Source organism: Bacillus cereus group sp. MYBK245-2, assembly GCF_051916145.1.
Classification (GTDB): Bacteria; Bacillota; Bacilli; order Bacillales; family Bacillaceae_G; genus Bacillus_A; species Bacillus_A pacificus.
Genome location: NZ_JBQAGB010000013.1, coordinates 38,962 through 64,926, shown reverse-complemented (window position 1 = coordinate 64,926; position 25,965 = coordinate 38,962). Strand labels below are relative to the sequence as shown.

Below are 25,965 nucleotides of genomic sequence, written 5' to 3'. Positions count from 1 at the left end.
ATTTGGATAGTTTGCTTTTCCTAACATCTTAGGTGATTAGGTTTTAAATTTTGTCATTTCCTGCTTTTTTCCTCAATTTATTAAGCTTGTCCAGTTGCTCGTCATTTAATTTCAGAGCCTTTAGATATTTCTTAATAACTTCAAGGTTGGTTGCATGAATTAGTGCGTGGACTTCGTAACTTACAATTACAAGGTTTTTATACGAGTCATCCTTCGTTTTATGGTAAGGGTTGACGTGATGACATTGCATGGTTTCAAGGTCTAATTCGATTCCAGTAATAGCGCATTTTCCACCCTGAGCTATGAATTTGGATATTCTATTATCTGCAAATTCAATGGATACCCTATTGTTTACTACAGGATTTTCTCGCAGCCACTTCAATTTCCATTCAGGAATGATTGACTGATTTTTGTGAATTCCTAATCTACCTTCTTTTGTATACTTGTTGATCGAAACTTTGGCATTCATTGGACTTTTGTGTTGAACATAAGAAATGGGCAAGATGGGATATTTGCGGTAGTATCTCACACCGGATGATTCCATATATGCGAGAATGCCTTTATGCTTCCCTTCATATTTCCCTATCTTACTAAGTCCATTTAACCTGTTATATAAGGTTATTAGGATGTGACCCCCTAGTGTGCCGAAATCTCTTGATACATGAGAAGCTAAACGGTAGTAGTTGTGAATACCGTTTACCATGCTGTTGTATTTGTTCATTTCTGCTAGGGCTTTGTATCCTCTATTTGCCTTTTGAATTTTCTTAATTTGGTCGCGTAATTGGTTATGAATTCGTTTTATGGCTTTTGGTGAGACATTGGAGCGTATGACGAATTTTGTTTCGCCTGATGCTCTTTTTCCCTTTTGCGCCATTCGGAATGTGAAACCTAAGAATTCACTGGGTTCTCTTTTGAGGTTAGTTATTCTTGATTTCTCACTGGAAATGGTTAGTTTCAACCTTTCTTCCAACCATAATTTAGCTGCATGATATGTTTTGACCGCTTCCTTTCTGGTTTGACAGAAAATCTTAAAGTCGTCTGCATATCTTACAAGGTAAATTTCTTTAAGGTTGGTCGATTTCCTTAGCTTCACATTTTCATTTTTACGATTTCTTCTACCATCTTTGCGATATTGCGGTGTAATTTCTTTTAGATTTCTTTCCTCCCATTGGTTGGCAATCCACCAATCAAATTCATTTAGATTGATGTTTGCTAGTAGGGGTGAAAGAACCCCACCTTGCGGAGTACCTTTTGTTGGGTAAGTGATCTTACCATCGGGCATGACGATTGGTGCTTTTAACATCCGTCTGATTATGACCAATAGTTGTTTATCTTGTATTCCTAGTGACCATATTTGACGCATTAGCTTTGTATGGCTCACGTTATCGAAAAATCCTTCTATATCAATATCAACGACATATTGCATGTTGCTACTATTGACTCGATGTGAAACATCGGCAAAGGCTTGTTCGGTTGAACGGAATGGTCGGAAACCGTAGCTGTGTCTATTGAATTTAGCTTCACAAATTGGCTCCATTACCTGCAAGATACACTGTTGAGCGATTCTATCCCATATTGACGGTATGCCAAGAGGTCTTGTTTTACCGTTACTTTTAGGAATATCTACTCTTCTTACCTTTCTTGGTTTGTAGAAATTAAACCGTTTTTTAACCATTATAAGAAACTCATTAGTCTCGATTTTCTCTATATCCTTGATAGTGATTCCATCAGTTCCAGGTGTCGGGCTACCAGTGTTTCTTTTGATATTCCGATAGGCGAGTATGATGTTATTGTCAGATGTTATGAGTTTCATTAAATTCTTGAAGCTCTTACCATCCTTGCTATCTTGGTATAGTGCATCAAATTCGCTTTGCATATCGTAATACTCTGCGTGGCGAAGATTAGCATTTTTTCTTGCTTTGTTCTCCAAATTGAATCTCATGGTTTATCACACTCCTTTCTGGATCTGTGACCTTTTAAGTCTTACGAGAATCCATGAAGTGTGAGGTTTCAATTCTATTAGGTACGACTTGTGGCTGTTCCTCCATCCTCATTACAAGGACTTCAACGGTCGTGCCACTACTTTCACTATGATTAAACAAGGTTATGAATTCCCTTGTACTGCTTCAACGGGTGTGTTCCCTCCACATCCATAGCTTCCAACGTTCCTTTATTCCTATCAGACCTAGACTTAGGCGCTTGCTTTAACCCCGTATCCTTGATGTAGCCTATAACTACATATGGTTTTTCCTAATCTTCAATCGTACTAAACCACAGATACCACGCTTTTGTTGCGTGCCATACAGTTTCTATATGGTCACTTCAGGAGCCGTACATTCGCAAGTTCGTCAGTGTTTCCACACATTCTCGCCATATCTAGTTTTTTATGACCCCCGGCATATCATCTACGGACACTGCCTCCAGCGCCTTTTCGCATTTCATTTATAAAAATGAATTTACGGCAAACTTCTGCCGACCTTAACGAGCCTCGTACAAAGAAATAAACACATCTTTCAATGCACGTCGTAGCTTTAGGGGAAGCGTTTCGGGGCGTTACTCCGTCATTCCACTTCTCGGAATAAAAGTTCTCCTATCTTTCTGTGTTGCTATTCACATAGAAACTTCTGATTGATAGTGCATCATCTTTTCAATGATGAACGTTTCGCACGAAAATCAATGTTGGCGTTGCCAGCAGTCGGGTAGGTCAAAGATGTTACCATCTCTTTCCCCCCTAAGAACCGGACTTGTACCTTTCAGCACATCCGGCTCAAGCCCTCTTTCATCCGAAGACAATTAGTATGCAAACTTCTTAAATGCATCCATCATATATTTGACCGCTTGTTTACTGTTTACATCCACATTATTTCTTTTAAGGTAAGACTGAACTTTTGGTAATTGCTTACCGTTACCATATCTCTCTAATAATGCATGATGTGTTTTATGACAAGACTTATGAAGTAACTCAAGGTTCTCATAAGTGTCACGACCACCTATAATTTTCGGTATTATATGATTTGCTTCTAATGGTTCGTCTCCAACAAGCGATTCATGGCAGACCCTACATTTGTATTTAGACTTTTTAGCAAGTTTTTGTTTCGCTAAAGTGTTCTCCTTATCGAACTCTTTTTTATCTCGTCGCTCGAAATACTCTTTTAGTGAAGCGTCAAATGGACTGTTATATTGTTTGATTTTAATATGTCTTTCGATTTTTACCCAACTCATTTTCATGAGTTGTTTTGTATTATCATGTGGACACGTAAGAATCCATTTGTCCTTGCTCACACCAGTATGGTCGGGTTTGAAATATATCTTTCTAATCCATTTAATTGATTTACGATGATGTCTATGTTTCAAGTAAATTAGCGTTCTTTTCAGAATATAACTATCTATATCTCTGAAGATCTTCTTGGCAACCGTAGGAGACCAATAGTTCGTTATTCCTCTAACGACACGATTTAATCTATCAATTAGGACCGACGTTTCTCTACCTTTACCCCATTCGAATATTTCTTTAATCTTTTGTTTAGCTCGTTTGACACTATCTTTGGAAGGCTTAATGAACAAGCGCATTCCGTCTTTTGTTGGATATTGTCTGAAATTAAATCCTAAGAAGTCAAACCCTTTACTAATGTGTACTACTCTTGTTTTGTCTTTCGCAAGATTTAATCCACGTTTGTTCAGGTATGGTTCTAACTTATCGTACATGCCATATGCTTCTTCTTCTGTAGGACAGACAATTACAAAGTCATCAGCGTATCTAACAACACCGACTGAATTTGAGTACAATGTATCTCCTTGTCGTGTTGTATGGATGTATCTAACACCGATTTCTTTCTCCATTCCATGTAGTGCCACGTTTGCTAACAATGGTGAGATAATTCCACCTTGTGGCGTTCCTTTTGTTGTCTCATTGAATACATCATTGTCTACATATCCACTTTCGAGCCAGTCTCGAATTATTGATTTATTAGGGAAGTTATTAATACAACCCATAATGTAATCATGATTCAAATTGTCAAAGCAACCTTCAAAATCCCCCTCAAAAATCCATCCCTTAGCACTACCTTTGCTTAATTTAGTGAATAAATCACTCATTGCATCATGCGTACTGCGTTTAGGTCTGAATCCATAAGAGGTCATTTCAAATTTTGCTTCCCATTGTGGCTCTAATGCGTTTTTGAATACATTTTGATATACTCTGTCAACTATAACTGGAATACCTAGTGGACGAAGTTTACCGTTCTTCTTAGGAATATAGGTTCTTCTAGCTGGTTTAACCTTGATATTTCTAACACTATATCTGCTTAATTTGTTGAATAAATCAACTCTTTCTTGAGGCGTGTTAGAGATATAACTGTCTATACCTGCTGTCTTTTTACCTTTATTCTCTTGAGTGACTCGTCTAATACTTAGAAGTAGATTAGCCTTGCTTCTTAAAAGTAATCTTTGAAGTTTTCTTACTTTCCTTGTTTGGTTTAACTGTTCGGCACGATAGATTCGTTGTTGAAGTTTCCTAACATAGCGTTGAATTTTCACCCAATTAATTGAGTGCCAATTCTCCACTAGTGGGGAAACAGCCGACTTAACACTCTCGTTAGTTTTCATAACATATCTCCCTCTCTATAGGATTATTCTTTTCGCTTTCTTTCGTGTTGAAGACCATGTGGAAGTCAGCAACCTTTCAGTTCGGGTATTGCCCTATCCAACGACTTATACAAATGAGCTTTCGTCTGAACTTTCGTTCTGTTGGCATTCGCTTTTTCCACAATCCTTTACCCTCTGTATGTTGTAAGTCTCTTACGATTCTCCTACCTCGAATGAGAGGAATACATAGGGCTTACCAAGTTTCACTAACGATAGATACGATTGGGTTAGGCATCCTTCTTTCCTCCGGCGGATCTATGGGTCGTCGCACAGTCCCTCGACCGTAGAACTTTTCCTATCCGCTTCTACAGACTTTTTCTACCACAGTACGTCTGCTGTCGGTGACGGAGTCTACAAAGGTTCAGCTTCGCTTATACCTTCTCAATCTTTCCCTAGCTCTGTTGAGCTTCTGTGTAAAGTCCTCCATTAAGCATTTAACCCTCATGCAACCCAACAATTCGATTACTCGAAAAGCAGTTTTGGGCGGGAACATCTCTAACGACTAAGATGACTTCTTATGAAGCACTATCTGTTAGCAACTTCTTGTCGCACAGTCCAATCCTACCTTTACCAATTCTTGTGAACAGATGATAACATTCACACCACTATTTACTTGTTCTTTTAACCATTCGCTACGTTTTGGCGGAGTAACTGTATTGGTACGTAAAATTGCTACTTTCGCACCAGGTACTTGCTCTGCAACTTTCTGTAAACGAGGCTGAATGTCTCGTTCCTTCACTGTAGATCCTGTATCTGATACATAAATGATAGTAGGTCGGCTCTCAGAAATTTCAGTACACAATATCTCTTGCAACTTCTTTTCTTTAGGCTGTATACAATCCTCATCGAATCTAAATTCTCCATTGGACCAAACAACATCTTTTTCATTACCATCTAAGTAATAGTCAGGATAATGATTCATGTTATCTGGGTATGCATTGCCTGTACGGATGTAAGAAAGCCATAATTTGCCGACATCAGGTGTACCTTTCGCTGCTTCAATTGCTTTTTCAAACGACTCTTTCATATGCTCATATGCTTGTTTTTGCTCATCTGACATATCAACAAGAATCGTAGGTACATTGATTAATTCGACTGGATTTGGCCATACATCTTTTAAGCGTATATTTATTGTTGTATCCATTAAAAATTGAGTAAACACATAAGGTGAAATACCAGGAACAACTTTTGTCTTATCCAGCATTCCTTGCGCACCACGTGAAGCTACATTAGATACAACTTCACCATCATGGTAGTACGTTCTCTCAATATTTCCGTAGGTTTCATTCCAATCCATTAAAGAGCTATATTCAAACCCACTTTTAACCATCTTGGAAGGATATAAACGCCATAACGTATAAAATACATCGCTTGCCTTCCCTCCAAATAGAGTTCCTGTTCCACCTACGAATTTCTTACAAACTTTAACTAAACTCCCTAGAGCAGTTCCTTGTGCAGTTTCGCTTTTCAGTTCATGTATTTCGTCAGCGATAAGAGCATCGAAGAAATGCTTCATTTTCCTACGAATATACTCAACTGTAGCTACTTTTCTATATGCTCTTCCTGAGTGTTTTGCACTATAAGGTTTGTTGCGATTTTCTAACTCTAGTTGTTTTTGTAAAGTTTTATTTCCCTCTTTAATTGCCTGTACTAATTTATTCTCATATTTTGTCCACTCTTTAAAACTTGCATATTTTGTTTTTACCTTCGGGCTCCAAATATTTGAATTACAATCGGCACATACACTATTTTTATTGGTTTTAGAATCTAAGTCACTTCCTGTAAATTCTTTATACTGACAGACTTCCTTTTGTTCGCCATTAGCTTGTTGAACCATAATAGAAGACACTTTTTTACGTAACCTAGCACCACAATCTGGACAGTAGTATCCATTCTTATAATATCTTTGCACCTCTTCCTCCGATTTCTTGGAAAGTGCAATTTTCTTATAGCGTAATGGCATGTGTTTAATAGAATCCCCTCGCATCGTAGTAAAACTAATGACAAAGTAGGTTGGTTTTTCTGGTTTTGGTCTTCCAGATTGAATCCATGATTGATGAATGCCAATTAAATCCTCTGTACGTTTAATCAGATGTACTTCTGCTTCTGGTATTAAGTGTCGTATTTCTTCTTTTGCCCACTTCTCAGTAAGAGTAGGTGGAACAAATACGCAGGTACGATACCCTTTTTTCCCGGTTAAATGGAAATATCCATCTACTGTCGCTGTCATAATTGCACTTTTGCCGGACGACATTTCCCCCTGTATAATGATTCCTTTTTGTACTTGTAATGCTTTTGCTGCACCTGTTGCTACATGTGCCTGTACAGGGAATAATGGTCTTTTGTATGTATCAAAATGAGATAATGCCTGATCTTTCATTGGTTGATGCAATGGCTCATCTAATTTTGTTACCTTATCAAGCATGACAGGTGAATATTCCAATAGATATTCATTTAAATCTTGTATTTTATTAATTTTTTCACCTGTACCCTCTTGTGGAAATTGACATTTTCCAGAGCGAATCATTTCTGATAAAAACTCTTTACAATCCTTTTCTTTTAGTACGACTTGTGCAATAGATAGAGAAGAAAATTCATTCTTATCAAAATATACCTTTAATGGCTGTAATAGATTTCTTGTTAGCATCTCCTCATAAATTGGCTTCGCCCATTCTTCTAAAATTGGCAAGCCGTACGGAGGAGCCATTAAGAAGTCTCTCACTTGCATTTCTGGTGCTTCGTCAATTGCAACAATGTATTTCGTCTCTAATTGTTTAGAAAACGCAATAATTGCTTTCTTTTTATTGATAGTTTGCGTATTAATAAATTCAAATTGTCCTTTTGAGATCACATTCACTTTTTTATCTAATGTGTAATGTGATTCTTCCCTTTTTCCTTCTCCAAAATACAAACGGCTAGTTCCCATCGATATGGCAGCCCTAAATGACTTTAATGTACTATCATTCGCCCCTAGTACTGCAAATTGTATTTCACGATGATGATTTATTGCCATAGCAAAGCAGAAGGCTGAATGGGAAGCAGTTCCCGTCTCCAATTGCAACATCGCTGGTGTTTGTCCCTGATCAAATGTATCTTGTTGAATCATTTCTTGTAACATAAGTTTCCCTCCTAAAATAAAAAACGCATCTTATTCGATACGTTTCATGTCCTACTCATTCAATTTATTGGCTGAAAATCTATAAACTGTTTCCACTCTGGTAATGACTGTTCAGCCGCATGTAACATATCACCTGCACCTAATTGAGAAGCACATAAACAAATGACTGTAAGTACAATAGCAATACGAAACATACGATTACTAAATTCCCATACGATAAATAATGCTCCTATTCCTAATAGTACATACATAGCCTTCTTCCTTTCCTAGACAAGTTCTTTGACTTCACCTTTTGGCGTTGCAATGATAAATTTAGCGCGACGTTTTTGTAAAACAACTTCTTTTGTTGTTTTTTCTAATTGCTCAAATGAATGTTCATAATACACATTTTCAGATCCACGAACTGCATGGAGTGTATCACCTTCACCAAGCAAACCATCTGCCACACCTGTTATCAGCAATAGTCCTAATTGTCCAGAAGCAATTGGCATCTTTGCTCTCTCTGCAGCTGTTTTCTCGCCTTGTAGTGAGTAACCATTCCCTCTATTTAAACGCTTTTTGAGCGACGAGATACCTTCCGATTTCCCTACTCCTTCATAAGCACTTTTATAATCCACTCTTGATGTAAAAATGATTTTTTTCTGATGATGCAATTCAGGTATAATCCAACTTTTACGATTCACCATTTCTGCTAATGTATTCACATTTTTTTTGACGAAAATAAGGTCTGACATATTTTCACAAAAATTAGCGAACCGATCGTTAAAGTATGTATCATTTTTCATAGCTTCACGCTTACGACCGATGAAGACACACTGTTTAAATGCATCGAACTCCTTATTTTCATCACCAAAACGCATTAAGCCTATTTCCTCATAATTCTTAGCCAAGAAATAACTGATATCGTCTCTAGCAAATCTGTCATATAGAATTACATATACCATAATCCCACCTTCTGCTAAATAATGGTGAGCACGTTTTAGGAAGTTGAACTCCATTTCCTCTGATTTTTCATTATCTATACGAAGCTCCGTATTATAAGGTGGATTTAAAAAGATTAGTGGAAAATAGTCATGACTAATCATCATGCTTTCAAAGCTCGAGCGTACCACTACATCTAATTGCTCTTTTGCTTTGTAATATCGAGTTGCATCTAATTCCACACCATATGTATCAAGTTGTATACCAACTTGTTTCACCTCATCTGCAAAACTTCGTAAAATTGTACCTTCTCCACAACACGGGTCAAAGCAAGCATAAGCTCGCTGTGATTCCATTTGTAATAATTGTACTAAATGTTTCCCTTCTGTTAGTGGTGTTGGATAAAATCCAGCCGCTAAATCATTTCCGATTCTCATTATATTTTCCTCCAAGTTCTTTTTTTATAATAAAAAAAGGAAGATCCAAGTATATACATTACTTAGTTCTTCCTTTTACCCTCTATACACTACCTCGACATAATTAGAATGGTAGTTCTTCATCTGTAATCTCCGGTAGTTCATCCACACCAGCGAATATATCATCCGGTTCTTGAGATGGCCCTCTTGTTTCCTGCTCTTTTGGATCATCTAATACTGTCCAAATGTTATCTTTTTTCATATCTATCCCTCTATCTTCCTTATTTTTCAGTCTCATAAACAACTTCCTCGTAGTCAAAAAAATAATCTTTCAGCTTACGCATAATTTTACGAAACTTCGGTTCAGCTACGACCTTTGTACCCTGGAAAAAACTTTGTTGCCCGACAAAGCGCCATAAGATAACATAGCCTCCTTTTGCTTCCTGTACGCCTTCAATAAATAATGCAATTTCTTGAATGGCTTCCTTTTCATGAATGGCGTTTGGTTTAAAATATTGCATTTTACCATCAGGTAATATGATTTCTGCCTCTAAACAACCTCGCAATTGATTAATTCTCGATCTGGATTCGATTAACATTGCTGATGCAGCATATGACTTCCGGTTTTTTTCCATTCGTTTTTTATGTTCCTCTACTGTTGGTATTAGTCTTAAGTGTCTACAATCGTTTTTCATTTTTTATCTCCTCTACTTTTTAATTTGTTATTTTATAAATCAAAAATAACCCCGCCTGCAAACCTGAAAACAACACAAAAAGGGCTTCTTCAAGTCGATTAAAAATGTGTATAGCAAAATAAGCTATATATACACTAATCGGCTCAAAGAAGCCCTTTCACAATTGAAACAAGACGCAACTTGCTTCTACAACTCAACCACAACACATAAGGTGTGGGAATAAACGGAATCAAATAAACTAACAATATACCTATATATTATATAATATTATTATACATTTCAAGAAGGTTTTAATTAAAGTTAACGCATTACCAAAAGAATCCTTTTCCCTCAAGATTATGAAGGACGTTAGTCAAATAGTATATGGGTAATGCGTTAAGGCTTAATAAAATACTATCAAGTGTCTTATCAATTTCAATCCAAACACCTACTAAAGGTGTGACTCCCATACAATTCCTTTAGACGTTTAGCACTAGCGATCTCAATTCACGCACCTATATAAGGTGCGACAGTACTTCTTTCAATTTCATAGTATTCTTTAAGATTTCAATCCACACACACCTATATAAGGTGCGACTTTTTGTTTTTTCACCTGTCTCTATATCCGTCACATTTCAATCCACGCACCTATCGCTTTACGCGCATTCCATTGTTCATAAGAGTTTTCTTGTCCTTTTGTTGTAACTGTGATGGCATCACTTTTCATTGATTCATTACCAGATGTATCGACAGCAGATACTACATACTTATATACTGTATTCGCTTGCAAATCTTTGTCCATAAATGAAGTTGTATTAGCAGTACCTATTTCTTTCATGGCCCCTCCAACTTCTCTGTATACAATATAATGGCTCACATCTACATTATCCTCCGATGGACTCCACATTAAATCAATACTACTCGTAGTAGTTCCCATACTGTGTAATCCTTTAGGTTGAGTTGGTGCTTCTGTATCTGGTTTTTCCTCTGTTGTTTTAATAACTAATGCTTCACTTTTCTCAGATATATTTCCTGCAGCATCTACTGCTCTTACTGTATACGTATATTCTGTGTTTGGGTTTAATTTTTTATCAATTACACTTGTACCGACTACAGTATTAATTAGTTCTCCATTACGTAGCACTTGATATTCTTTCACTCCTACATTGTCTGTTGCGGGTTTCCAATTAAGTTCTACACTATTTGAGGTAGTTTTTACTACTTGTAGTCCAGATGGCTGAGCTGGTGCTTCTGTATCTGGTTTTTCATCATTTATTAGATTCACATCGATTACATTATAGAAAGCGTTTACAGTATCAGCTACATCCCAAACAGCTAAAATAACATGGTACCCACTGCGATCAGTTGGTACATTGATTTTATGTGATAAATTATTAGATGCTTTAGAACCATCGTGTTTTACAGTACCAATTGGCTCAAAATCTGCTCTTGTTAAAGGTTTATTTGGATTCCATCCCTTTTTCGTGATGTAATAGTGCCATTGACTTGTTGAATGAGGAGCTGTGTATTTCCAAGTAAAGGTGTTTTCTCCGCCTTTAATCGTATTCTTAAACCATCGATCAGCTGTTTGTTGATCAAGAATCCCACCAAACAGGCCTCCTGCTGAAGCAATTTTCCCGTCTGCTGGTCCACCCTGTGGGAATCCTTTAGGAGCTTCTAAACTTTGTGGTTCATACATTATATTTCCACAATTTGAATTTAGCGCCCCATAATTTTGACTGCATAAAGCTGCACGGCTACCTGGCTTTTCAACAAACCCATGTGCATAGGCATTTTGAGGAATAAGAGTTGTACTCATAATTCCCACTGCTACTGCAGCAGCACTTAATCCTTTTTTATTTGTAGCCATTTTTCTAAACTGCCCTAAAATTTTTTTATTCATACTACTAGTCCCCTCCTATTGAATTTCTTACTATATTAAGAGCATGAATGTAAGTGAAGGCTAAACACGTATAACTAAAATTAACAATTGAATACAAAACCTTATAATTTCATACTCAATTATTCATTTACCTTTATCACATTCAAATAACCCTATAGTTAAATTATCGCATATCAATTTATTAAACTCGCACAAAAATTATGACAGTTATTGGACTTTTTCCTGTAGCTCTCTTTTGTCTTAAAAGTTCTTCTTACTGTAATTTTAGAGCAACAAACATATTTCCTCTTACATTTACCTATAGGAATTTAAGAAATAAATAATTTAAAAGGAAAAATAAAAATATTACACCAATAAATTTCCATTTATTTCTTTTTGTTGGTTTCCCAGCATGTAGTATATAAAAAAACAAGGCAATACATGCCATCGTAAATAAAAAAATTTGATAATAATCCATCATCCGTATTCCCCCTCTATCAAAAAAATAAGAAGCCTCTTTTTGAGAGACTTCTTATTTTTTATACAAACGACATACATAGGTTAAATATACACAATAAGATTAGGATGTTGAACCTTATTGCAGCTTTATTATAGCATATAATCATTTAATTTTGTTTAATAATTCCATATTATACAACTTTATCAACATTTGAGTGTTTATTTACATTATATACAATGCACGATAGAAAACAACAAAATATTTACTTATAGAACCAACGTATATAAAAACCAGCCACCATCTCATTCATAGTTTTGAAAAATTGTCCTCTCCTTCTTTAAGAATACTTTAAACTTCGGATAGATTACCCTATATCGACACCTTATGTATGCAGAATTACATATCAAATCTCATTGAAAATCATTCTCGTTGTAACTATAATGGTTTCAAGGAGTGATATTTTCACTCCGGTTTCAAATCTCACAGTATATTAAAGGAGGAACTAGCATTATGAAAAAAGTTATTTTAGCAGGGGCATTAGGAATTGCAGTACTATCAGGTATGAACTTACCAGGAGCAGAGGCACCTAAAGCGAGTGCGGCAACTACAAATTTAGATATTCAAGAAGTTACAAAATATTACTCTATGAGTTCCTATGAAGTTTCTCAAAAAGAATCATTTAATCTTAATAAAGGGGAAGAGCTTACAGTCTTTGTACAAAATTCAGGGTTCCCAATTTCTTATACAGTCTTTGATGCAGATAATCAAGTAATTGGCACATACAATGCTAATTCACCATACGGTCGCGTCTTCAAAGCACAAAAAGATGGTAATATTTCCGTTCAATTTCAAGCAGGAGTAAATTCTTCTTACATGAAGAAAATGAATTTCACAGCTAAATTTGCAGTATCTAAACTAAACCAACAATAAAAAATTGAACAGCCCTCTTTAAAAGCAAATTAAAAAGGTATATCCCTTGAATGGGATATACCTTTAACTTTAGTGAATTTTATATTGACCAGATAACTGCTCTTGCGCCATACGAACTAAACGTTTTGTAATTTCTCCACCTACTGAACCATTTGCTCTTGCTGTTGAATCCGGTCCAAGTGTAACACCAAACTCCTGAGCAATTTCATATTTCATTTGTTCAATTGCACTTGCTGCAGCTGCTATTAAAATTTCGTTTGAATTATTATTTTCGCGAATTTGCATTTTTTAAACACCTCCGTTGAATTTGGTAATATCATGCTCTATTACCAACAAAATATGCAAAAAAATTATTTAGCCATTATATACCTAAGCTTTCATCCCTCTTTAGAAAATAGTAATCACTTGAAAGGCATGTAAGACATGCCTTTCTTTTTTATGTATAATTTATAGCTTAACTTCAAAAGATAGTTCTTTATGCTTATATTCACCCCACAATATTTTCGAACTTTTCCATAGTATTACTAATTTCAATTTGATTATTAATCACTTCTCTTTGTAATTTTTCAGTCACATTCCTAACAATGGTTACACCATTTGTGATACTCTCTACATTTAAATTTATTTTTTTTATTGCACCATCAACATTACTTGCCAATCTTCTTACCTCTTCTGCTACTACTGCAAATCCACGTCCATGTTCTCCTACTCTTGCCGCTTCAATTGCTGCATTTAAAGATAAAATATTAGTTTGGGAAGAAATTTCCTTAATCATTTGAGCAATTTCACTTACTAAGTTAATCTGTTCTTTTAAAGATTGTAGAGCTTTCATATTTTCCTTAGAATTAATGTCGACTTTACTTCCTAAATCTATAGATAAATTCTTTAAATGTGAAACAACTTCTCTTGTTTGATTTTCACGATTTGTAATATCCGTTGCAATTTTTAGTACAGCATCTACTACCCCTTGTTCATTTTTAATTGGAATATAGGTAGCCTCAAACCAAGTTAAATCGCCTTTTTTACCAACTCTTTGAATTTTCTTTTGAAACTTAATTCCCTTTTTTAAATTCTCCCATAACTGATTATATTCTCTACTATTTATAAAACTATGGGGACAAAATTGTTTATGTACCATGTTCTTCATTTCACTGATTGTATAACCTAAAGCTTGTGCAAAATGATCATTTACCCAAATTACCTCTGTATCTAAATTAAATTCTATCATTGCTAAATTGGATTCCAGTCCAACCAAAATCATTGTTTGATCTAGTACCTGATTGCTTACACTTGATGAAAGATTCATAATAACCTCCATTTATCGTTTACACATATTATAACATTTAATAAATATAATTAATACAATAAAAGGACCTACTTGTATTAACAAGACATAGGTCCTTTTATGATTTAAATGTTAAAAACATAAAAATATTATAAACGAATTTTAATTTACTTTACGCCCACTTGATTCCAAGCATTTTCTACTGCTTTATAGGTTGCACTACCATAGCCATCATAATCAGCTGCGGATTGTAATAAAGCTGTACGAGCTTGTTTAAAATCACTTGTTGGTGTTAAATATGTTGTTAACGCGCGATAATAGATCTTTTCTGCTTTCTCTTTACCAATAGCATTGATTGTCAGATATGCAGCCTTATTCGGAATACCACTATTAATATGTACCCCACCGTTATCGCCTTCTTCAGTTGCAGGAAGGTATTGATAATCCCTCATATGAGAAGGTTGGCCATATTTTTCAGGATTTGATAAACTGCGAAGTGCATCTCCAGAAATACCAGGCGTATATACAGCTTCTCCTAAATCCCAATTTGTTGGATCAACAAAATATCCAAATACATCAGAGAAAGATTCATTTAATGCACCTGATTGATTTACATAACGAAGATCAGCTGAATACTGTGTCACAGCGTGAGTTAATTCATGCGCAACAACATCAAGGGAACCTGAAAGTGGAGAGAATATGCGCCCATCACCATCTCCATAAACCATTTGCTGCCCATTCCAAAATGCATTATTTACATTTACTCCATAATTTACACCAGAGCGAATTGTTTTTCCTTTTCCATCAAAACTGTTACGATTGTGAATATTTTTATAGTAGTCATAGACTTTTCCAGCATTATAATGAGCATCGACCGCAGGTCCTTGATCTTTATTTATCCAAGCATTATCATTATCCAGTAGACGATAGTTAACTGGATAATCTGCATCACTATGATTTACCGTAAATGTTTCAATATAGCCTCCATTCATAGGCTTTGTTGTGTCTTTTAAATAGTATTTTTTCTGTACACTATCAAATGTTGTATTCAGTTCTTTTCGATCCCCTAATACTCCATATCCATATCCTTTTTGAGCGCTATCTGCGTCTGTAACTGCATTATATGAATCTATGATTGATCCATCTTCTGCATTCACATAAATTTGCCAGTTAGCTCCATAAGGTTTAATAAATTGCAGTTGCACTTTAAACGTTAGATAATACTTTCCGTCTTTTTCATATACAACTAAGTCCGCTTTTTCATTTGTAGAATCTAAGTTTTCTTTTACCTGGTCTAATGTGTTTCCATCTACTTTTACTAATGTATCATTTTTTGTAAGTTTAATATGTTTCCAAGCATTTGAAAGCGCTGTTTCTTTTGTAATCTTTGCTTCTGTATCACCTTTTAAACTTTCTGCAGCAGCCGGATGAACATCTCCATTTACTGTTTTTACCTTGCCCTCTTTATCTGTATGAACAATGAATTGTGCACCATCAACAGGCACCTTATTTACAGACCTTGTATAAACATAATGTTTCATACCTAAATCATCCGATTTCACTTCTTTCAGTGTCAGATCCGTTTGTGGATTTACCTTAAATAGTTCTTTATTTTCTTCAAGAAACTCTTTCACTGCTTTTTGAGTTTCTACCTTTTTATCAGATAATTCACCTGAAAGAAATGATGGACTTCCTTGTTCCTCATTCCAATTCTTTTGTTGCACTTCCATTTTATCCATTACTTCTTTTTGGGATGCTTGTTCTTCTGCAAATGCAGTTGAAAAAGGCGCACCTAACATTGTTCCTGCAGCAAGTAATGTAATAACAGTTTTTTTCATACATCTTCCCCCTTCAATATAAGTCAAATAAAAAGTATAATTACAAACTTAAATATACAATTACTTTTAAAATATTTATATAAATATGAATAATTGCATATTTATATAAATAAAGTGGTGTCTATTTCTAAAACAAACTCAGAATATTGGAACTAATGAACGGAAGGTAGATTTCTAAAAAATGAGTTAAAGGTATGTTTTTGAAGACTTCATCTATAAAAAACGCCTGCGATTTCTCTAGGGGTATTTTTATGATTTATTATTGATTGATTCCTTTTCTATCTACTATTTTCTTATAACAGCCATATTTGACTACCTGTCTCACATTTTATGCTCCTATTTGCTAGCTAGGGAGCATTCGAGAACCAAATTTTAATTGTGTCATATTTTTTACATATTAGAATTTCAAGAGGAATTATGTGGATATTAGAATAAATTAAAATAGTATAGAAATAAAATGAAAGGGGCGTTACATCATGGGTTATAAAAAAGTAGTGTGTACTTGAAATTTTAAAAAGTTAAGTAACTTAATTTTTCGTTTTAATAGTTTTTTCAACATATCATATGAGGATGTGAGAAGATGAAGCTTGCACAAAGAATTTTAATTATAGTTGTATTTATTTTATCTCTGTGGAATTTTACTAATGTCAATGATGTGTTTGCCGAAGAAGTTGAATTTTCAGGTGTAACTGCTCCTATCGGGGTAAATGTGCGCGATAATAAAGATTCGACTGGAAATATAATAGATGTTCTTCAAGGAAATCAAACCGTTTACTTCAATGGTTGGGAATATGGAGAGGGTTTAAAAGATTATTGGACTGGAAGTATAGATAATCGCTGGTTTTATTTTTTTAAAAACGGGAAAAAAGCATATGTTGCTTCGGCATTTATAAATGGAAATCCACCTAATTCTACAACAACTATTAAACTAAATGTTCCTAACATTAAACAACAGCAGTCTAATTGGTGTTGGGCAGGTACTTCAGTATCTGTTTTAAACTATTTTGGGCAACCAACTACACAACAGCAATTTGTAGGATATGTAAAGGGAGGCTTATACAATTATCCAGCTACTTCTAGAGAAATACAAAATGGCCTTATTTATTTTGGTTTAACTTCAACAATTAATAGAGGAACTCTTTCTTATGATGAGTTTAGAAGCCAAATTAATAGCAATAAACCAATGATTACACTAATTAATTGGAAAAACGGAGGGAATATTGGTCATTTTCTTGTGTTAGATGGTTATTTTAAAGGTATGAATAATATGAACTATATTACCTATATGGATCCTTGGTATGGAGATCATTATCAACATAACTTTGAATCATTTAAAAATAACGATAGATTTTGGTGGAATGAAACAGTTCAAGGTATTAGTAGAGGATATTAAATGAAAATAAGGAGGAAAATAAGTTTATGAAAAAAATAACGAGAACTATAATTTTAGGCGTATTTTTAAGTATTGCATTAATAAGTATGAATAAAATTGCTCAAGCAACAGATAATTCTAAAGAGTCACCTGAAAAGATAGCACTAAAAGATTATCAAAATAGTAAAAGTGCTCTATTAAAAGACGGCAAGCAACTTTATCAAAATCATAATTTTACGTCTAATTCAACTTTAGAAATATCCACATTTTTTTTCCATGTTTATGAAATACAACAACAAAACATTATAAATAATGACTCCAAAAAGCTATCTGAATATTTATTGCCCACAGATGAAAAATTATGGTTTATTTTAAATAGAAACAATCCAGAGGGATTAATTTTTACAAATGAACAAGAGCCTATACGTATGGGGGGAGAAAAACGTAGTAAAGATTTATATGAAATCTATAGGTCTATACAAACAAATGTAAAACAAATTAAAAAAATTATATATATTGAATTTGAAGGACAAGGGTTATTTATTGTTTCTCACGAAAATGGAGAAGAAGTATATGCCAGTGAGGGGGCTTCTGCTATTTTAGGAGTTCCATCAGCCAAAAAAATTAATTCTGATGAAATCATTTTAAAAATGAAGGAAAGAATTCTCTTATCTCAACAATAAGATTGATGAAGGGACAACAGGGTCTCATTTAGGAAGAAATTTCTTTATTAAAATACTGTTAGTAAAGTAGTTAAAACAGTAGCTGACATAAAAAAAACGAAACCCTTAAAGAAGACTGCAAAAAACTAATTTTACAAAGTATTCTATAGGTTTTCATCAAGTTAAATTTCCTCCTTCATTTCTTTTATGAACATGCTAAAATATTTTTGAAAGCATATCATTATTTATACCCTTCACCAATACGATCACTCATCATACTTCCCCCTTTCTATTGCTTTGTAGCAATGGAAAGGGCTTTTTTTGTGAAGCAGCTTTTACTTTCTTATATGGCATATTGAAGCGATTTTAACTTTTTTCCTTTGTAAAGAACTATTCATACAGATACACCAATTTTATTTTATTGCTTCTCTTGTCTTATAATTTTTCTCCACTCTGAGATGAAAAATTTAATAAATTATTGAAGATTGATAGTTTAAAGCAAATGATTATCAAAAAGAACTGAAGTCAAAATGAACTTCAGTTCTTTTTATTAAATCTTATATTTTTATTTAACTCGACCGTATCCTGCAATATATTTACTCCAATAAGAACTATTTAAACTAGCTTCACCAACTCCAGAATTACTAGCATTATAAAACTTGTTGTTGCCAATATACATACCAACGTGAGTGATACCTGACTTGCCTGAAACTGTTCCTTTAAAGAAAACTAAATCTCCTGGTTGGAGAGCACTTCTAGCGATACGTGTAGTTTTATTATATTGATCTTGTGCTGTACGTGGCAATTTAATCCCTTGTGTCCCATATCCCCATTGCATTAACCCCGAACAATCAAATCCAGTTTTAGGACTATTCCCACCATATTTATATGGTGTGCCTTCATATTTTTTCATGGCTGCATAAATTTTATTAAATTGATTCGTAGTTATTGATTTTGTGGTTGAAGCAGATATTGATTGAATTGTATTTTCATTTTTAGAAATGCTATCAAGTTCATCTGCAGCAGCAAAACTACTACCAGATCCTAGTATAACTCCTATTGTTATTGCACCAACTAAAATTTTCTTCATAAATTTCTCCCCCTATAATCTATTGTAAGATTTTATTCTTATCACCTAATAGATTAATTGTTATATAAAGAGGAGAAAATATAATAAATTAGACAGTATTCTACATATTTTTTACGTTTTGTATTTTTATTAATATTTAATTTTAATGTCTTTGTTTTTTCAATACATTATGAGATTAGATTAATGATTTATGCAATAAAAGTACAAAAAATACATAATGCGAATATTCTAATATCAATTGAGAAATAAAGAGAATTATTTTATATAAAACTTACCTTAACTATAAACTTATTTTGTAAAGCTGATAATCTTATTCTTTTCATTTTATAGCGAAAAAAACCATTAATACCAAAGAAAATTATATGATATCGCTGGTTCTTATGAGTTTAACATTTTGTATGTTTTGTAAAACTCATTTTTCAATTTACAAATATTAAATACGTTCTAAAAGGTGTACCTTTTAATAGCGTACCAGAAATGTTACTTGGAAAATGAATCCGATTATCTTAAAAATCTAAAGCACGTATAACCCCGTTCTGATTTTTAAAACGGGGCTATACTAAATTCATTTAATTTTTGATGTGAACTCTTCATTATACTTAAATATAAAACAATATAGTCGTTTCTGTAGTGTTATTGTATAATCGTACCTGGTTGTTAAAGAAGTTACAATTACTATTGTTTATCTCCCAATGATGCTTTTTTTTAATAAAATTTTTTTATAATTTAATTGATTATTATTTCTTCAGCATATTGTAATTCGGTATTATTCAATTCATAATCTTTAAGCTCTTGCTCAGTAGAAAAATGAATAGATGATTGATAAGTTTTTCTTCCTTCTACTGGTTCAACCACCAAAATACTTTTACTAACATCAGCTTTATTTATTTCCGAAGATTTTATATCAGTCACTTTAAAATCAAAGTAACAGATAATGCTATACAAGTCTAAATTAACCCCAAATACTTTAACATTATCATGTTGATGAAATGACATAGATAAACCACTCTGCCCTAATAACTTCTCAACATCATTAGTACCTGTCAAAGTTAATTCACTGATATTTATATATTCTTTATAGGGTTTTTCTTCAATTAAAGTCCGGTACAACTTTTCAATCAATACTATATCTTCTATTTCAAGTTTTGACTTAGGGATAAAAGTAACCCTCAATCTCCTTTGTAACTCCAAAACTTTTTCCCAAAACTTTATCGTCTCCAAAACAGAGGTTTTCTCTGTTTCTTTAATCGCATATTCATTAAGTTCAGACCCATTAAGTTTAATATCACCTGAAACGAATGCATAATATAATTTTAGTGCTTCAACTGTTTCCTCAACTGTTTTTGTATTTTCAAGATTTAGACTAAAATTGAATTTTAGATGTTTCTCTCTCTCATCTAAAACATAAGAAATACTGAAAGTTTCATTATCAATATTTTTAAATAGTACTTTGTGCATATCAGCAAAAGGTTGTCTTTTGAAAGTAATATCTTTCTTTACTCCTTTTCCTTCAAAAGACAGCTTAAATGGCTCTGGAAAAGGTTGCGGATAAATAGTTATGTCATATTTCCCTATTTCATTTTCTTTGAAAGGATCTTTAATTACTTCATCTATTTTAAACTTATTACCATTTATAGTTATATACTCATTAGCGTCTTTACTAATTGTATATTTACGCTGAGTTCTATATAGAAACTCCAAAACTTCTTTAACATTTGAAGGTTTGAACTCTGCAAATACATCATTGTTTAAATCGAAACTAAGTCCACCAAATTCCATAGATGAACTATTTGATGTTAGTGCAACTACACCTTTCCTATCTTCTATTTCAACATAAACTAAGTCATTAGGAAGTTTCTCGTTTAATGAACCCAATACTTCTTTCGGTATTTTTGTATCCTTTTGATTATTGTTTAATAAAGCTTTGTTAAAATTAGCAAACATTTTTACCAGTCCTCTCTTAATTCATCAAAAACAATTATTTTAGAGAATAATATGTATTGCTCGTAAGTTTCACCAATATTGTTTTGGACGACAAACTCTATAAGTTCACTTCTCTCGCTCTCTTTGCTAACAATAATATGTTTAATGTGCTCAAATTCAAAATTCAACCATAAATCAGGACATTGGGCAATAGCTTGTGAATAAGTAAAATAACTTTTTGGGTTCATCTGCTCTTGACTAATAATTAAAGGTAATTCTGTTTCTACCTGCTCAATATTAGGTATATATCTCCATTCTTTTTCATCATGAAAATTCCTTATAGCTATTTCTCGGTGATTATTTGTTGGCATTTCTCCATCAAGAGGCTTCATATACAATAAATCATGTAACAAATAATTATTATAATCATTGTTTTCATCACTTTTTTCTGGTGAATCATTAATGGCTTTACTAAGAATAATACTAAAATCTTTACGTAAATTTGAGTGTTTATTAATATAATGGATTGGCTGAATTCCCTGTCTTATACCCCACTCTTTACTCAAACCAATCCCATACGAACCGTAATTCACCATATGTGGTACAAGTTTGTTTAAATGAATATCGCAAAAACAGCTCATAGGAAATGCAATTTTTTCCAATTCTTCAATTTCCAAGTAACCTATTTTTTCTTCGTAATATCGAGGTAAAATAGCCTTTTTCAATAAAATATCTTTAAGAAATTCTATTCTATTCATAAACTTAAACAAAACATTTGCACTTTGTAATGGCCTAATATAAGAAGTCTCCTCCTTGGTTTCAGGTTTTTGTTCAAGTTCAATATGTATACTTGTTTCACTCATTCGACTTCATCTCATTTCTATAAAATATTTCATCTTTAATATTAAACCCACTTATTATCATTTTACATAGCAAACAAGAAATAAATACTTTATTATTGTTTCTGCTATATTTAAAGGGCTTTTTTCTAATACAATAAGAAAAACAAAAAGAACTTGTAGAAATCACTACAAGTTCTTTTTGCTTTAAAACGAATACACGGAACACATAAATTATCTCATTATTCATAACGGGGAAACCATATTGATTCCATTATATAACAAATATTAACGTCTAGAGTTTTAATGTTTGAAAATTATGTGAATCAATAAATAAAGATCTGCCCTTCCTCTAAAAATCTCATTTATTGATTTTATATAAACCGTTTTAAATCAACTTTGATACCATAATAAATACGTAAAAATGTATACATGGGTAAGTAAAGAAGAATGTTGCAGTCTTGCAGAAAGATATTTATCTATATTTAAGAATAATATTTATATTTGTAATGTACATATAGTTAAACGTAACTATTAATCATGAGGATATCAAACCGTCTCTACTTCCGTCATCACCTTTTCTTTTTAAAGTATTCCAAATATGAATTAATGTATAATTTCTATATAACAAAGAAAAAAGCACCTACTTTCATAGATACTTTATCGTATATGAGTAATGGGGGCTTTGGCTATTTTAAAAATTCAATTAAGGGTTGCATTTACACCACCATCAAATCAAGAAATTGATTCCTCCTCAAAACAAAAATGAATTAAATTCTCGTATATATTAATTTTATAAATTACATATTGAAAAATTGTATAAAATTAAGGTCTGTTTAAGATATAATTGGAATGAATTTACTACTAGTCTTTTTCTAATCAATGTATAAGGGGGAACTTTGAATGGAACGTTTCAGATTAAAACGTATAAAGGGTTTTATTGATAGTGAGGAAATAGAACTAAAACCTTTAACATTTATAATAGGACAAAATAGCTCTGGAAAAAGTAGTATTATGCGGTTTCCATTAGTACTAAAACAAACATTTCTAGATGACTCTATGGCACCTTTGTTATTATATGGAAAAACAATAGATTATGGAAACTTTGAAGATGTGGTATTTGAGCATGACCGAAATGAATCCATAGAGTTTGAATTAATTATTGATCGTAAAGAACTTAATCGTTTTTCTCCATATGTACGCAACAGGTTTTTAAGGTTTTTTTCTGGTTTAGAAAAATTTAAACTTAATGTTTGTATTTTACAGGACGAATACGGAGTATTAAAAATCAAAAAATTTATCCTTTCCGATATAGATATAAACCATGGTGAAGTATTCTCTTTAAATTTAATAGGAGATTCAGAGTCTTATGAAGTGAAAGGAATAATTCAAACTAGCTTTAAAATCAAAGCAGAAAAGTTTGTATTTGATAAATTCATTCCAGATTTCAAAATATTACCTTTAGATGTTAAAGATGATGACGATGAACAAGTTATGGCTTTCCGCTATTTGTTTATGGAATTAATACGATATCTAAACTTTTATGCAAGTAATATTTTTTATATTGGTCCATTTAGAAAAACCCCTGAACGTTCTTATAGATATAGAGAAAATGCTGTTAACTATGTTGGACATGACGGAGAGTTTGCTCCTGCCATCCTTGGACAGGATATAAGGAAAGGAAAGCAATTAATTAATCAGGTATCAAATTGGCTGAGTAAAAATTTAAACCATAGAATAGATGTCGAAGATTTAATAGGAAGTGAATATGGCGGCAGAACTGATTTATTTCGGCTGATGGTAACGGATGAAATAACTGGTCAAAAAAACAATTTAATCGATGTTGGACACGGCCTATCTCAATTAATTCCTATTGTTGTACAAACTTTTTTACACCAGTCTAAAACATCCTATGATGCCAAGCGTAGTTTAGCAAAATTACATATAATAGAACAACCAGAATTACATTTACATCCCTCTGCTCAAGCTTGCCTAATTGACCTATTTATTGAAGGAACTAGGGAAAATTATGGTTTTAAAAACAAATTTTTAGTTGAGACACACAGTGAACATATGATTATAAGATTGAGAAGATATATAGTAGAAGGAAAAATTAATCCTGAAGAAGTTGCAATTTATTATACAGAAAAATTAAAAAGCAAAAATCATAATATAATAAGAAAATTGAAAATCGATGAATTTGGAAATATATCTAACTGGCCAGAGGGATTTTTTGAAGAAGATTACAATGAAGTCTTAAAACTTAGGAGTTCTTTACATGAGAAACAGGGAGGCAGCAAAATACCATGGTGATAAACCTTCCAAATGAATTAATGTCAAAAATAGGTGATGAAAGAGTAAAACAAATTATAAAGTTCCTTTTTTGTTACTTTGAATCAGGAAAGCATGAATGGTTTATTGATGATAAAGACGATTTAACACTTTTCGAAACAACTGCTTTAGAAAGCTATAGAGACTATATAACAAAACAGGTAGTACAAAATACTCTTTATAAATCAAAACAACATGAAGATAAGACAATAGTTCAGGTATATTCAAGTGTAGAAGAATTAAATACTCTTATTGAAAGCCAAATTGGTACAATTTCAGGAGTACAAGTGTTTAAATATTTAAATGGTCATAGGTATACTGTTATTTTAAATGGGATTAGATATGAGTTAATAACTATAGATACTGTATGGGATTTTCTAGGACAACCATTAAAAATAGTTTTAGAAAATGTAGAATCCGATAGACTTTTTATAGAGAAATGTTTAGAACTTTTAGGAGAAAGCAGATCGAATAAATTATGGATTGAGTTTGTACATGGTGGGGGAAGTGATTTATCAAAAGTTGCCCAAAGTATAAATGGAAAACATAGGACCATTTGTATAATAGATAGTGATATTATTTCTCCTCCTAGTACATATAACACCCCATCAAAAGAAAGATACATTAATAAAATTAAACGTATTTGTGAAAGTCATGGTTATATATTACATATCCTAAATAAGCGAGAAATGGAAAATTACTTACCTGATAAAGCTTTAGAGGAATATCTTGAGCAAGAAAATCGTATTTTAGAACATGTTTATTTTTCCTTTCCTGATCAATGTAAAGATTATTTTGACATGAAAAAGGGGTTAACGCTTCGAAATTGTAAATTACCAATTTGGTGTGATCTCAATATACAAGGAACTGAAGAGGTAGCAGCAACCGTTTCAGGTAAAAGTAGTATTGTAGATGGATTTGGCGAGCAGGTTTGGAAAGCTTTTCACTACGTAAAAAGCCCAGCAGAATTACTATCTAGAGATGATAAGAATGAATTAAAAGAACTAACCAAAAAAATTATTCAATTTGCCTAAATTTACTCTTTATATATCAATCACTATATAAATTTCTGATATATAGTTATGTAAACTGATTATTCATACTAAATCTGAACACCAAAAAGAACTTGTATAAATTGCTACAAGTTCTTTTTCAGTAGTAGTAAAAATTATTTTGGTATTCCTCTCGTCCCCTATTCCATTATATAAAGAAAATACCATTGAAATATTTCCAAAACGAAACCTATTAAAATATTAACTTGAAAAATTAGTTAAAAATTTATTTTTAGTCATAAAATATATAATTGATTTGATATCTAATAATCCTGCCAAATAAACCAACTACTTACAAAACCTTTTTCAAACAATTGAATCTTAATTTATCTAAAACTAATGAACTTTTATAATAGATCAATTTGCTCATCTCTTTTATAAAGGATACTTTTGTTCTTTCATTCTAATTAAATTATAAATTAAATCCCACGAAATTTTATTACACCCCTACGTTTGTAAAGGTATACCTTTACAAACGATGGGTCCATATTCATGAAACATTGAAATATCAAATTTATAAAGGTGATA

The 25,965-nt window shown here is 32.8% G+C and carries 19 protein-coding genes and 1 pseudogene; 5 read left to right on the top strand and 15 right to left on the bottom strand.

Annotation, left to right across the window (positions count from 1 at the left end; genetic code table 11):
- Nucleotides 1-43 precede the first annotated feature (43 nt).
- The 8 genes from ltrA (ACTFRN_RS20370) to ACTFRN_RS20335 form a co-directional block, all read right to left on the bottom strand.
- Nucleotides 44-1,942, bottom strand: coding sequence for a group II intron reverse transcriptase/maturase (gene ltrA / locus ACTFRN_RS20370; RefSeq protein ID WP_172656215.1), 1,899 nt, complete (start codon nt 1,940-1,942; stop codon nt 44-46).
- 851 nt (nt 1,943-2,793) lie between these two features.
- Nucleotides 2,794-4,605, bottom strand: a complete 1,812-nt coding sequence (ltrA, locus tag ACTFRN_RS20365; protein WP_046648629.1) for a group II intron reverse transcriptase/maturase — start codon at nt 4,603-4,605, stop codon at nt 2,794-2,796.
- A gap of 571 nt (nt 4,606-5,176) precedes the next feature.
- Nucleotides 5,177-7,762: a DEAD/DEAH box helicase family protein gene (locus ACTFRN_RS20360; protein ID WP_046648627.1), complete on the bottom strand. Its 2,586-nt coding sequence runs from the start codon at nt 7,760-7,762 to the stop codon at nt 5,177-5,179.
- 59 nt (nt 7,763-7,821) lie between these two features.
- A complete protein-coding gene (locus ACTFRN_RS20355) occupies nt 7,822-8,013 on the bottom strand; it encodes a hypothetical protein (RefSeq protein WP_046648625.1) in 192 nt (63 codons plus the stop codon).
- A gap of 15 nt (nt 8,014-8,028) precedes the next feature.
- Nucleotides 8,029-9,120 carry a DUF6094 domain-containing protein gene (locus ACTFRN_RS20350; RefSeq protein WP_046648623.1) on the bottom strand — a complete coding sequence of 364 codons (1,092 nt, stop codon included), beginning with the start codon at nt 9,118-9,120 and terminating at the stop codon, nt 8,029-8,031.
- A gap of 103 nt (nt 9,121-9,223) precedes the next feature.
- Entirely contained in the window at nt 9,224-9,397 is a 174-nt protein-coding gene (locus tag ACTFRN_RS20345; protein ID WP_154304934.1) for a hypothetical protein, read from the bottom strand.
- Nucleotides 9,381-9,794: a DUF6018 family natural product bioysynthesis protein gene (locus ACTFRN_RS20340; RefSeq protein WP_046648621.1), complete on the bottom strand. Its 414-nt coding sequence runs from the start codon at nt 9,792-9,794 to the stop codon at nt 9,381-9,383. The genes ACTFRN_RS20345 and ACTFRN_RS20340 overlap by 17 nt, the downstream gene beginning before the upstream one ends.
- Before the next feature lie 607 nt (nt 9,795-10,401).
- Nucleotides 10,402-11,676 carry a lytic polysaccharide monooxygenase gene (locus ACTFRN_RS20335; protein ID WP_046648619.1) on the bottom strand — a complete coding sequence of 425 codons (1,275 nt, stop codon included), beginning with the start codon at nt 11,674-11,676 and terminating at the stop codon, nt 10,402-10,404.
- Between the two features lie 949 nt (nt 11,677-12,625).
- Here ACTFRN_RS20335 and ACTFRN_RS20330 point away from each other — a divergent pair.
- Complete coding sequence (locus ACTFRN_RS20330) at nt 12,626-13,045, top strand: hypothetical protein (protein ID WP_000755782.1); 420 nt, start codon at nt 12,626-12,628, stop codon at nt 13,043-13,045.
- Between the two features lie 69 nt (nt 13,046-13,114).
- On the opposite strand, the gene ACTFRN_RS20325 is transcribed toward ACTFRN_RS20330, so the two are convergent.
- From ACTFRN_RS20325 to ACTFRN_RS20310, 4 genes and pseudogenes are all read right to left on the bottom strand, one after another.
- Nucleotides 13,115-13,330 carry an alpha/beta-type small acid-soluble spore protein gene (locus tag ACTFRN_RS20325; protein WP_001167047.1) on the bottom strand — a complete coding sequence of 72 codons (216 nt, stop codon included), beginning with the start codon at nt 13,328-13,330 and terminating at the stop codon, nt 13,115-13,117.
- 202 nt (nt 13,331-13,532) lie between these two features.
- Nucleotides 13,533-13,829, bottom strand: a complete 297-nt coding sequence (locus tag ACTFRN_RS20320) for a methyl-accepting chemotaxis protein (RefSeq protein WP_372684182.1) — start codon at nt 13,827-13,829, stop codon at nt 13,533-13,535.
- 129 nt (nt 13,830-13,958) lie between these two features.
- Nucleotides 13,959-14,273, bottom strand: a pseudogene (locus tag ACTFRN_RS20315) (PAS domain-containing protein); the annotation flags it as partial.
- A 224-nt stretch (nt 14,274-14,497) separates the two neighbouring features.
- On the bottom strand, nt 14,498-16,168 hold the full coding sequence (locus ACTFRN_RS20310) for a M4 family metallopeptidase (protein WP_000754399.1): 1,671 nt from the start codon (nt 16,166-16,168) through the stop codon (nt 14,498-14,500).
- 580 nt (nt 16,169-16,748) lie between these two features.
- On the opposite strand from ACTFRN_RS20310, the gene ACTFRN_RS20305 reads away from it, so the two are divergent.
- Both ACTFRN_RS20305 and ACTFRN_RS20300 read left to right on the top strand, forming a co-directional pair.
- Nucleotides 16,749-17,561 carry a papain-like cysteine protease family protein gene (locus ACTFRN_RS20305; protein ID WP_046648613.1) on the top strand — a complete coding sequence of 271 codons (813 nt, stop codon included), beginning with the start codon at nt 16,749-16,751 and terminating at the stop codon, nt 17,559-17,561.
- Between the two features lie 26 nt (nt 17,562-17,587).
- Nucleotides 17,588-18,223 (top strand): hypothetical protein, encoded by a 636-nt coding sequence (locus ACTFRN_RS20300; RefSeq protein WP_000724525.1) that lies wholly within the window; start codon nt 17,588-17,590, stop codon nt 18,221-18,223.
- A gap of 544 nt (nt 18,224-18,767) precedes the next feature.
- Here ACTFRN_RS20300 and ACTFRN_RS20295 read toward each other — a convergent pair.
- The 3 genes from ACTFRN_RS20295 to ACTFRN_RS20285 all read right to left on the bottom strand — a co-directional run bounded on the left by ACTFRN_RS20295 (nt 18,768) and on the right by ACTFRN_RS20285 (nt 22,078).
- The gene (locus tag ACTFRN_RS20295; protein WP_046648611.1) at nt 18,768-19,292 is read right to left on the bottom strand and encodes a C40 family peptidase; all 525 of its coding nucleotides are present in this window, start codon (nt 19,290-19,292) and stop codon (nt 18,768-18,770) included.
- Between the two features lie 726 nt (nt 19,293-20,018).
- Nucleotides 20,019-21,236, bottom strand: coding sequence for an abortive infection system toxin AbiGii family protein (locus ACTFRN_RS20290; RefSeq protein ID WP_046648609.1), 1,218 nt, complete (start codon nt 21,234-21,236; stop codon nt 20,019-20,021).
- A gap of 2 nt (nt 21,237-21,238) precedes the next feature.
- Nucleotides 21,239-22,078, bottom strand: coding sequence for an abortive infection system antitoxin AbiGi family protein (locus ACTFRN_RS20285; RefSeq protein WP_046648607.1), 840 nt, complete (start codon nt 22,076-22,078; stop codon nt 21,239-21,241).
- A gap of 879 nt (nt 22,079-22,957) precedes the next feature.
- Between ACTFRN_RS20285 and ACTFRN_RS20280 the strand changes: the two genes are divergently transcribed.
- Entirely contained in the window at nt 22,958-24,367 is a 1,410-nt protein-coding gene (locus ACTFRN_RS20280; RefSeq protein WP_046648605.1) for a DUF3696 domain-containing protein, read from the top strand.
- Entirely contained in the window at nt 24,361-25,419 is a 1,059-nt protein-coding gene (locus tag ACTFRN_RS20275; protein WP_046648603.1) for a hypothetical protein, read from the top strand. The genes ACTFRN_RS20280 and ACTFRN_RS20275 overlap by 7 nt, the downstream gene beginning before the upstream one ends.
- Nucleotides 25,420-25,965: the final 546 nt, after the last annotated feature.